9 protein-coding genes and 1 riboswitch are annotated in these 9,080 nt (G+C 61.4%); of the genes, 6 read left to right on the top strand and 3 right to left on the bottom strand.

Annotated elements, in window-relative coordinates:
• Positions 1 to 27: 27 nt before the first annotated feature.
• Positions 28 to 195, bottom strand: a riboswitch (TPP riboswitch).
• Between the two features lie 146 nt (positions 196 to 341).
• From AAG821_RS09465 to AAG821_RS09490, 6 genes are all read left to right on the top strand, one after another.
• Complete coding sequence (locus AAG821_RS09465) at positions 342 to 1,568, top strand: HAMP domain-containing sensor histidine kinase (protein WP_341909937.1); 1,227 nt, start codon at positions 342 to 344, stop codon at positions 1,566 to 1,568.
• 57 nt (positions 1,569 to 1,625) lie between these two features.
• Positions 1,626 to 2,069, top strand: a complete 444-nt coding sequence (locus AAG821_RS09470) for a metalloregulator ArsR/SmtB family transcription factor (RefSeq protein ID WP_341909935.1) — start codon at positions 1,626 to 1,628, stop codon at positions 2,067 to 2,069.
• Positions 1,955 to 2,419: an SRPBCC domain-containing protein gene (locus AAG821_RS09475; protein WP_341909933.1), complete on the top strand. Its 465-nt coding sequence runs from the start codon at positions 1,955 to 1,957 to the stop codon at positions 2,417 to 2,419. Before AAG821_RS09470 ends, AAG821_RS09475 begins: the two co-directional genes overlap by 115 nt.
• 79 nt (positions 2,420 to 2,498) lie before the next feature.
• Entirely contained in the window at positions 2,499 to 4,058 is a 1,560-nt protein-coding gene (locus AAG821_RS09480) for an MFS transporter (protein ID WP_341909931.1), read from the top strand.
• A gap of 102 nt (positions 4,059 to 4,160) precedes the next feature.
• A complete protein-coding gene (locus AAG821_RS09485) occupies positions 4,161 to 5,513 on the top strand; it encodes an MBOAT family O-acyltransferase (RefSeq protein WP_341909929.1) in 1,353 nt (450 codons plus the stop codon).
• Between the two features lie 9 nt (positions 5,514 to 5,522).
• Positions 5,523 to 6,725, top strand: a complete 1,203-nt coding sequence (locus AAG821_RS09490) for a hypothetical protein (protein ID WP_341909927.1) — start codon at positions 5,523 to 5,525, stop codon at positions 6,723 to 6,725.
• On the opposite strand, the gene radC is transcribed toward AAG821_RS09490, so the two are convergent.
• From radC to sfsA, 3 genes are all read right to left on the bottom strand, one after another.
• Complete coding sequence (radC, locus tag AAG821_RS09495) at positions 6,726 to 7,421, bottom strand: DNA repair protein RadC (RefSeq protein ID WP_341909925.1); 696 nt, start codon at positions 7,419 to 7,421, stop codon at positions 6,726 to 6,728.
• Positions 7,422 to 7,430: 9 nt separating this feature from the next.
• A complete protein-coding gene (map, locus tag AAG821_RS09500) occupies positions 7,431 to 8,204 on the bottom strand; it encodes a type I methionyl aminopeptidase (protein ID WP_341910085.1) in 774 nt (257 codons plus the stop codon).
• Positions 8,205 to 8,298: 94 nt separating this feature from the next.
• Positions 8,299 to 8,991, bottom strand: a complete 693-nt coding sequence (gene sfsA, locus AAG821_RS09505) for a DNA/RNA nuclease SfsA (protein ID WP_341909923.1) — start codon at positions 8,989 to 8,991, stop codon at positions 8,299 to 8,301.
• Positions 8,992 to 9,080: the final 89 nt, after the last annotated feature.

The raw sequence follows: 9,080 nt of genomic DNA on the forward strand, positions 1-9,080 counted from the left end.
CGGAATGCGGGCACCGGACTGAGAGGCCGAGCGCCGTATGACCGTTCCCTCCGCCGGCATGACCCGGATCAGGTTCACAGGCCAGCACCATGCGGGGCTGGCTCTCAGGGTCACGGCGTTGCAGGGTCATCCTTGGATCAGATGAAACTGCCGGCCGAATCTCAGCGCCCTAGCGGCGCCCCCCTCGGTAAAAGGCATGGTGGAGCAGGGGTTACTGATCGTCAACATTCCGCGACGCGTAAAACCGGCAGTATAATTCGCCGTTTACAGCAAGATTTATGCTGCGCCATTGTGTGGCGCAGGCAGTAGTCGGGGCATGGCCGGCTGCGGGAGGGTGGCGGATGAGTGCGGTTGGGGTGGGAAGCGGCGATCTTAAGGCTGCATTGGAAGCAGCCAATGCGCAGCTGCAGCAGGAAGGTGAGCGGCGACGCATAGCCGAGCAGCGCTTTCGCGATGTCACCGCTCTGAGTGCTGACTGGGTTTGGGAAACCGATGCCGATCTCATCTACACGTATATGTCCGAGCAGGTCGAGAGGGCCACGGGCGTTCCGGCGGCACAGTATATAGGCCAGTCCCGCGTCAATCTGTTCGGCGATGAGAATTCCGCAGACCCTTTTCTGCGGCTGCATATCGACGAGATGCGGGCGCACCGACCCTTTGCAAATCAGGTGCAATGGCTGAATCGGCCCCGTGGCCTGGTCTGCATCAGTGTCAGCGGCCGGCCGCGGTTTGACGAGCAGGGCCAGTTCATCGGCTATATCGGCATCGGACGCGATATCACGGAAGAACAGCAGCAGCGCCGCAAGCGGGATGAGATGAACCATGCGCTGGCGGAAGCGCGCGATCAGGCGCTGCGCGCGTCAAAGAGCAAGTCCTCTTTTCTGGCGCATATGAGCCATGAGTTGCGCACGCCGATGAATGCGATTCTCGGTTTCGCCGAAGTGATGAAAGACCAGGTGGTGGGTCCTCTGGAGGACCGTTATCGTGGGTATGCCGGTCATATCCATGACAGCGCCTTGCACCTGCTCAGCCTGATCAACGACGTCCTGGATCTGTCGCGGATCGAGGCGGGTGCCTACGAATTGCATGAAGGCGAGGTCGATTTGCCAGCAGTGGCGGCTCGTGCGCTCCGTCAGGTTGAGGGTGCCGCGCGCGGCGGCAGCGTGTCGCTGGCGCTGGAACTGCCGACAGACCTGCCACCGCTCTGGGCCGATCAGCGCGCGATTTTCCAGATCATGCTGAATCTGCTCAGCAATGCGATCAAATACACCCCGGCTGGCGGGGTGGTGGTGATCTTCGCGCAACGCGAGCTATCAGGCGGCATCGCCTTCGGCGTGCGCGATACCGGCATTGGCATGACCGAGGGCGATATTGCCAAGGCCCTGCAGCGTTTCGGCCAGGTGGACAACGTGATGACGCGCGAGCACCAGGGATCGGGGCTCGGCCTGCCGCTGGTACAGGAACTGGCATTGCTGCATGGCGGCCAGGTGGCCGTGGACTCTGAGCCCGGCAAGGGCACAACGGTGACGGTGCGCTTCGGCGCAGATCGGCTGGAAACCCGCGCGTAAGCGGGTTTCAAAAAAACCGGGTTGACTCAGAATCGGTTTGTCTGAATACTAAACCATATGGTTAAGTATTCAGACGCCATTCTGGATCGCACTTTCGCGGCACTCTCCGACCCGACGCGGCGGGCACTGCTGGCGCAGCTGGAGGCCCAGGACAGCATTTCAGTCAGCGAGCTGGCGAAACCCTTCGCGGTGTCGCTGCCCGCCATCATGAAGCATCTCGATGTGTTGTCGGATGCCGGGCTGGTCACCCGCAGCAAGACCGGCCGCACAGTGACCTGCCGGCTGAATGCAGGTCCGATGGAGCAGGCCATGGAGTGGCTGCACCGCTATCAGCGTTTCTGGTCGGCCCAGCTTGACCGTCTCGCCGCCTTTGTCGAGGAGGAGCCATGCTCGCCCAAGCTCAAGCTGGTGCACCCCAAAAGCCCAGCCTCACCCTCAAACGACGCATCAAGGCTGCGCCCGCCAAAGTCTACCGGGCCTGGACGGACCCCGCGCAAATAGTCGCGTGGTGGGGGCCGGGCAACTGCGAGTATCTCGCCAGCGAAATCGATCTGCGGATCGGCGGCCGCTTCCGGATCGCCTTTCGGACCGATGTGGACGGCCGCAGTCACGAACAGCATGAAGTCGGTGGCACCTATAAGGAGATTGTACCAGACCAGCGGCTGGTCTTCAGCTGGAACTGGCTCGCCACGCCCGAACGCGTGTCGCAGGTTACGGTCACGCTGAAACCGGATGGCGATGGTACGTTGCTGACGCTGTTTCACGAACAACTGTTCGATGAAGATTCCAAGACCCGCCATACCCGCGGCTGGACCGCTTCGCTGGACAAGCTAGAAGGTCTGTTCGTCTGATCTGGTCTGCTGACGATTCCTGACAGCAGGCTGGTCTAGTTTTTACAAGAACGTCTCGCGCAGATAAGAAAGTCTCTCCATGTCAGCCATTGAGCCAGCAGTGGATGCTGGGTCCTCCGCCATTATTCCGCCAAAAGCGGGCCGGCGCGAATGGGTCGGGCTGGCCGTGCTGGCGCTGCCCTGCCTGCTCTATTCCATGGACCTGACCGTGCTGAACCTGGCGGTGCCGCAACTTAGCGCCGTGCTCAATCCCAGCAGCATCCAGTTGCTGTGGATCGTCGATATCTACGGCTTCATGGTGGCTGGCTCGCTCATCACCATGGGCACGCTGGGCGACCGCATCGGGCGCCGCCGTCTTCTGATGTTGGGCGCGGCAGCATTCGGTGCAGCGTCTGTCTTCGCCGCCTTTGTCACCAGCGCCGAAATGCTGATCGTCGCCCGCGCTGTCCTCGGTATTGCCGCAGCCACCCTGGCCCCATCGACACTTTCGCTGATCCGCAACATGTTCCTTGATCCGGGTCAGCGCACGGTGGCGATCGGCATCTGGATTGCCAGTTTCTCGGCCGGCGGCGCGCTTGGCCCGGTGATCGGTGGCGTGCTGCTCAGTTATTTCTGGTGGGGATCTGTGTTCCTGGTCGCGCTGCCGGTGATGGCGCTGCTGTTGATACTGGGGCCGGTCCTGCTGCCTGAATATCGTGATCCGAAAGCTGGGCGGCTGGATATTTTCAGCGCCGTATTGTCACTGGGTGCTGTCCTGCCGGTGATCTATGGCATCAAGCGGATTGCTGAAGATGGTCCCAATGGTGTTTCGGCGTTGTGCATCCTGCTCGGCCTTGTGATTGGGGCAACCTTCGCGCGCCGGCAGCTGCGGCTGGCAGATCCGTTGATCGACATGCGGCTGTTCAGGGCGCCGGCTTTCAGCACGTCATTGGCTGTCAACATCATCGGCGTTTTTGTCGCTTTCGGCATGTTTCTGTTTATGGCGCAATATTTCCAGCTTGTGCTGGGGATGAGTCCGCTTGAAGCCGGTCTGTGGATGGCGCCGATGGGCGGCACTTTCATCATCGGCTCAATGCTGGCTCCGCTGGTGATCAGTCGTATGCGCCCGGGGTTCGTTTTGGCAGGTGGCCTGATGGTGACGACCCTCGGATACATCATGGTTGGCATGGCTGCAGGGCCGGGCGGGTTCTGGCTGCTGATTTTTGGCTCGATCATATTCTGTCTCGGCCTGTCACCGGTTTTCACCCTGACCACGGATCTGGTTGTCAGCACCGCACCGCCGGAACGGGCCGGCGCGGCGGCGGCACTGGCAGAGACGAGTTCGGAATTCGGCGGGGCCCTGGGGATCGCCATTCTCGGCAGCCTGGCCACAGCGGCCTATCGCAGCACCATGGGTGCTGCGGTTCCACCCGATCTGCCCCCGGCAGCGATGGAGACCGCGCTCAATACGCTGGGCGGTGCGATGGTGGTCGCCGTACAACTGCCACCGGGCCCCGGTGCCGCCCTGCTGGATGCGGCCAGGCAGGCCTTTTCGCAAGGCTTCTTCCTCAGTGTTTCTGCCTGCGCCGTCATAGCGCTGATCGGGGCAATTCTGGCCGGCGTGATGCTGCGTCGCGTACAGATTGGCGGCGCCCACTGAAGCGGTTGGCGGAGGGGCTCGTTAACCCCGGGACGGCGCTTTCGGGCATCGGGGTTGGCATGCTATAGGCTGACTCCCGGCCTTTCCGGCCCAAGAGTCGCGATGCCGTTCAATTCACTCGCCTTTCTGATTCTGCTGACCGCCAGCTGGCTGCTGGTCGTCTGGTTGCGCCGACCGGCCTATGCGCTGATTGCGGCCAGCCTGGTCTTCTATTTTTTTGCCGGCCCCTTCGACACCACAGTGTTCCTGATGACGGTGGGGCTGAACTGGCTGATCCAGCTTTTCATCACGCGGCCGCGCTGGCGTATCACGGCCGCCGTACTGCTCAATATCGGACTGATTTTCGCCTTCAAGTACAAGAACCTAGTGTTCGGTGGCGGCATGGCCGGCAGCTATACCGATACGGGTCTGCCGCTGGGTATTTCTTTCTACTGCTTTCAGGCGCTGGCCTATCATATCGACGTGATCCGCCATCAGACGCCGCCGGCACGGTCTTTTGCTTCCTTCTTCCTGTTCAAGAGTTTTTTCCCGCAGTTGGTGGCTGGCCCGATCGTGCGGGCGCCGCAGTTCCTGCCACAGATTGAACGGCTGTTCAGTGGCAACCGGCGCCGCCTGCGCCTGATCGCCTATGGCCTGGGACTCTGCCTGCTGGGTCTGTTCAAGAAGGTGGTACTGGCTGATAGCCTTGCCCCGATTGTGGATGAGCTTTTTGCGGCACCGCCTGACTCGGCCTATCAGGCCTGGCTTGGCGCGGTATTGTTCGCCTTCCAGATCTATTTCGATTTCTCTGGATACTCCGACATCGCTATCGGCGCCGCCTATCTGCTGGGCTTGCGCCTGCCGCTGAATTTCCTCACACCCTACATGAGCATGGGCCCGCGCGACTTCTGGCAGCGCTGGCATATTAGCCTGTCGACCTGGATTCGCGACTATCTCTATATTCCAATGGGTGGCGGGCATGGCGGCTGGCTGCGTGCGGCGGCCGTGCTGGTCGGCAGCATGGCATTGGCCGGGCTGTGGCATGGCGCCAATGGCACCTTCGTGATCTGGGGTGCCGGCTGGGGTCTCTATATCCTGCTCTGCCGGTCGCTGCGCGATCGCGTCATGCTGCCGCTTGTGTTGCGCTGGCCGCTGCATATGGCCATCGTTGTAATGCTTTGGGTGTTATTCCGCTCGCCCAGTTTTGGCTTCGCGCTCGATTATCTGGCTGTAATGCTGGATATCACCGCATGGACGGTTCCTGCGGATGCGACATCGCCCTTGCTGGCTGGAATGGGCATTGTCGGCCTGTTTTTGTTGCATGCAGCAGAGTATCGGCTCAACCGACGGAGCACGCTTTTTACATTGCGGCGCTGGAATGGGCCATTCCTGTGGGGGCTGTGCATCGGCCTGTCGCTGCTGCTGATCCTGCTGCCCAGCAGCAACATCAATCCTTTCATCTATTTCCGGTTCTGAGGCGCTGCGATGAGATCCCGCCGCATCCGCTTTTCCGCTGTAGCGCTGTTTATCGTCGGCGGTCTGTGCGCCGCCCTTGTGTTTGAAGCCGGCCTCAAGGTTATTGCCGCAACACCGCTGTGGCGGGTTCTGCCGGTGATCGAGCCGATCCTGGGTCAACCCGATCCGCAAACCGGCTATGTTTTTACGCCCGGTATATCCGGCATATGGACGCGTGAGAATCGCGCGCCTGTACAGATCACCGATCTGGGTCTGCGTGGGCCAGCGGGGATCGCGCAGGAAAAACCACCCGGCACGTTGCGCATCGCGCTGTTGGGCGATTCTGTAACCGAGGCTTTGCAGGTCGCCTATGCCGATACATTTGGTGCATTGCTGCAGGATCGGCTCAATCGTGGCGCCAGTCCAAAGATAGAAGTGGTCAACCTGGCAATGTCGGGCAATGGCCCACTGCGCCAACTCATCCGCCTCGAGCAACGTGGCTACAGTTTCAATCCCGATATCGTGCTGTCGATACCCAGCCCATTTGATTTTCTCACCGGCGAACTGCGCGATGACAGAGTCAATCCGGCCTATGTGCCGGATGGCAGTGGGGGTTGGATACGCGGCTATGCTTTCCGCAACCGCTTTTCAGTGCGGCAGGCCGATACTTTGCTTGGCCGGATTTTCCTGAGGGCTGTACAGCAGTCAGATATGGCGCGATTGCTGTACCTGCGCAGTCGCGATCCGCTGCAGAAACTACTGGGTATCGAGGCGGCGGCGCGCCCTGTCGCTCCGTTGTCGGAACCTGTCGATCCCTGCTTCACAGCCAGTCTGCAGCAGTTGCAGCGTCTGTGGCAAGGCCATGAGCCAATACAGGACTGGCAGGTGACAGAAAAACTCCTTGATGAACTGGCTGTAAGCAGGGTTGGCCGGCCCGTGAAGTTGGTATATGCGCTGCGCGAATTACCGGTGCCGCCGGCGAGTTGCGCGCCCCAGCGTGCGCTCCGGGCCACTCTGATCACCACAATTGAAGGCGCATTGGCGGTGCGGCAGATCAGTTTCATCGACCTGGAAAGCCGGTTGGTGATCAGCATGGGTGCAGACAGCAGCGCCGATCTCAAAGTGTTGCGGGGCTTTGGTCTGCAGACTGGTCAGGGGCATTTGAATTACGAGGGCCATCGGCGCTATGCTGAGGTGCTGCATGATGCTCTTGCGGAGCTGATCCGGCGTTGATTACAACAGCCCCTGCTCGCGAAAACTGACATGGCCCTTGCGGCCGATGATCAGATGGTCATGCACAGCGATGCCAAGCGCCGAAGCGGCTGATATCACCTGGCGCGTCACCTCGATATCGGCGCGCGAGGGTGTCGGGTCGCCGCTTGGGTGATTGTGCACCAGGATCAGTGCCGCGGCATTCAGCTCCAGAGCCCGCTTCACCACCTCGCGTGGATAGACCGGCGTGTGGTCGACGGTGCCGCGCTGCTGTTGCTCGTCAGCGATCACCTGGTTCTTGCGATCCAGAAACAAAATCCGGAACTGTTCGATTCCTTCATGCTGCAGGGCGGCGCGACAATAGTCCAGCAGGGCCTGCCAGCTGGAAACGGCCGGACGCTGCGTCGCATCGGCCTTCAGCATGCGCAGGCCGGCTTCGCGGGTCACCTTCAGGGCGGCGATCACCGCATCGCCGCAACCGGGCACTTTCGCCAGGCGCTCGGCAGGCGCGGCCAACGCGCCAGCCAGCGAGCCGAATTCCGCAATCAGCGTCTTGGCCAGCGGTTTGGTATCGCCATTGCGGAAGACGCCGAACAGTATCAGTTCAAGGATTTCATAATCCGGTATGCCGCTGCCGGCGCTTTCAAGGAAGCGGGCCCGCAATCTGGCGCGATGGCCGTGGAAGTGGGGTTTCTCGTCTGCGCCCGCTTCTGCCAAGCGTCCCGTCTATGCGTATGGCGGTTTGTGCCAGCCCTTGGGCGACAGCGTGAATATCTCGTAACCGGTCTCGGTGACACCGATCGAATGCTCAAACTGTGCCGACAGCGAGCGGTCCTTGGTCACTGCGGTCCAGCCATCCGACAGCAGCTTCACCTGCCACTTGCCGGCATTCACCATCGGCTCGATGGTGAAGAACATGCCGGCCTTGAGCGGCACACCGGTGCCCGGCTCGCCGTAATGCAGGATATTCGGCGGTTCGTGGAAGATGCGTCCGAGGCCATGGCCGCAGAAATCGCGCACCACCGAGAAGCGCTCCTTCTCGACGAACTGCTGGATCGCATAGCCGATATCGCCCGTGGTGGCGCCAGGCTTGACCACCTCGATGCCGCGCATCATCGCTTCATAGGTGACGTCGCAGATTCGCTTGCCCTTCACGCCGACATCGCCGAGCAGGAACATGCGGCTGGTATCGCCATGCCAGCCATCGACGATCACGGTGACGTCGATGTTCAGGATGTCGCCATCCTCCAGCACCTTGTCGCCGGGGATGCCATGGCAGACCACGTGGTTCACCGACGTGCAGATCGATTTCGGGAAGCCGCGATAACCCAGCGGTGCCGGCACGGCGCCGTGCTGGGTGATGAAATTGTGGCACAGCGTGTTCAATTCGTCGGTGGTGACGCCGGGCACCACATGAGGCGTGATGAAATCCAGCGTCTCGGCAGCGAGTTTGCCGGCCGCACGCATGCTGGCGAAATCCTCGGTCTTGTGCAGACGGATGGCGCCGGGACGGAAATCGTCGTCGTCTTCGGTATCGAGGATGCGAGCCTGGTTCTGGTTCACGGTGTATTATTCACTGTTTTATTTCAATAAGTTACGGGTCAATTTCAAGCCGGTCGGCAATGGCGATGCCGGCCTCCGTAACGGTGCAAGCGTAACATAGCGCCTCGACCCCGGCATTCCTAGCCTCGATGAAGGCGGCGGCATAGCCCGGGTCGCAGTCGGCGGCAATGCGGAAATGGCGGCAATCGCCGCGCTGGACCACGAACAGCATCACCGCGCGATGCCCGGCAGCCACCATGGCCGACAGCTCGCGCAGATGCTTGGCGCCGCGTTCGGTGACGCAGTCGGGGAATTCCGCCAGCGGTGGCCGCCGGCTCAGATGCACGTTCTTGATTTCCAGATAGCAGTCGGGTCGGCCCTGCGTCGTCAGCAGGAAATCAACCCGGCTGTTGGTGCCGTATTTTACTTCAGGCCGGTGCAGGCTGTAATTCGCCAGTTCCGGGATGCGGTTCTGCGCCAGGGCCTCGGCCGCCAGTTTGTTGGGCAGGCCGGTATCGATCCCGACCAGGGTGCCGTCCGCTTCGGCGATCACCCAGCCCCAGTTCAGCTTACCCCTGCCAGGCTTGAGCCAGGCCCGGCTGCCCGGCCGGTCCAGCCCCAGCATGGCTCCGGGATTGGGGCAGTGCACGGTTTCTTCATGGCCGTCGGCAAATCGCATGTCCGCCAGGAAACGCTTGTAGCGGCGGATCAGGATGGCCGGGGTGAGGGGCTGGGGAAACTGCATGCTTCGCCTATAACGGCGGCTGGCCTGCACGTCCAGCGCGTGCTATGTCCTCTCGCCATGACGGAAACGCCCAAAATCGTAACCGCAGC

It is taken from the genome of Ferrovibrio terrae (assembly GCF_943372915.1).
In the GTDB taxonomy this organism is placed as follows: Bacteria; Pseudomonadota; Alphaproteobacteria; order Ferrovibrionales; family Ferrovibrionaceae; genus Ferrovibrio; species Ferrovibrio terrae_A.

Coding starts and splice junctions, on each gene's coding strand:
- AAG821_RS09490 (WP_341909927.1), top strand. CDS start 5,523: ATGAGATCCCGCCGCATCCGCTTTTCCGCTGTAGCGCTGTTTATCGTC.
- AAG821_RS09475 (WP_341909933.1), top strand. CDS start 1,955: ATGCTCGCCCAAGCTCAAGCTGGTGCACCCCAAAAGCCCAGCCTCACC.
- AAG821_RS09480 (WP_341909931.1), top strand. CDS start 2,499: ATGTCAGCCATTGAGCCAGCAGTGGATGCTGGGTCCTCCGCCATTATT.
- AAG821_RS09470 (WP_341909935.1), top strand. CDS start 1,626: ATGGTTAAGTATTCAGACGCCATTCTGGATCGCACTTTCGCGGCACTC.
- AAG821_RS09485 (WP_341909929.1), top strand. CDS start 4,161: ATGCCGTTCAATTCACTCGCCTTTCTGATTCTGCTGACCGCCAGCTGG.
- sfsA (WP_341909923.1), bottom strand. CDS start 8,991: ATGCAGTTTCCCCAGCCCCTCACCCCGGCCATCCTGATCCGCCGCTAC.
- AAG821_RS09465 (WP_341909937.1), top strand. CDS start 342: ATGAGTGCGGTTGGGGTGGGAAGCGGCGATCTTAAGGCTGCATTGGAA.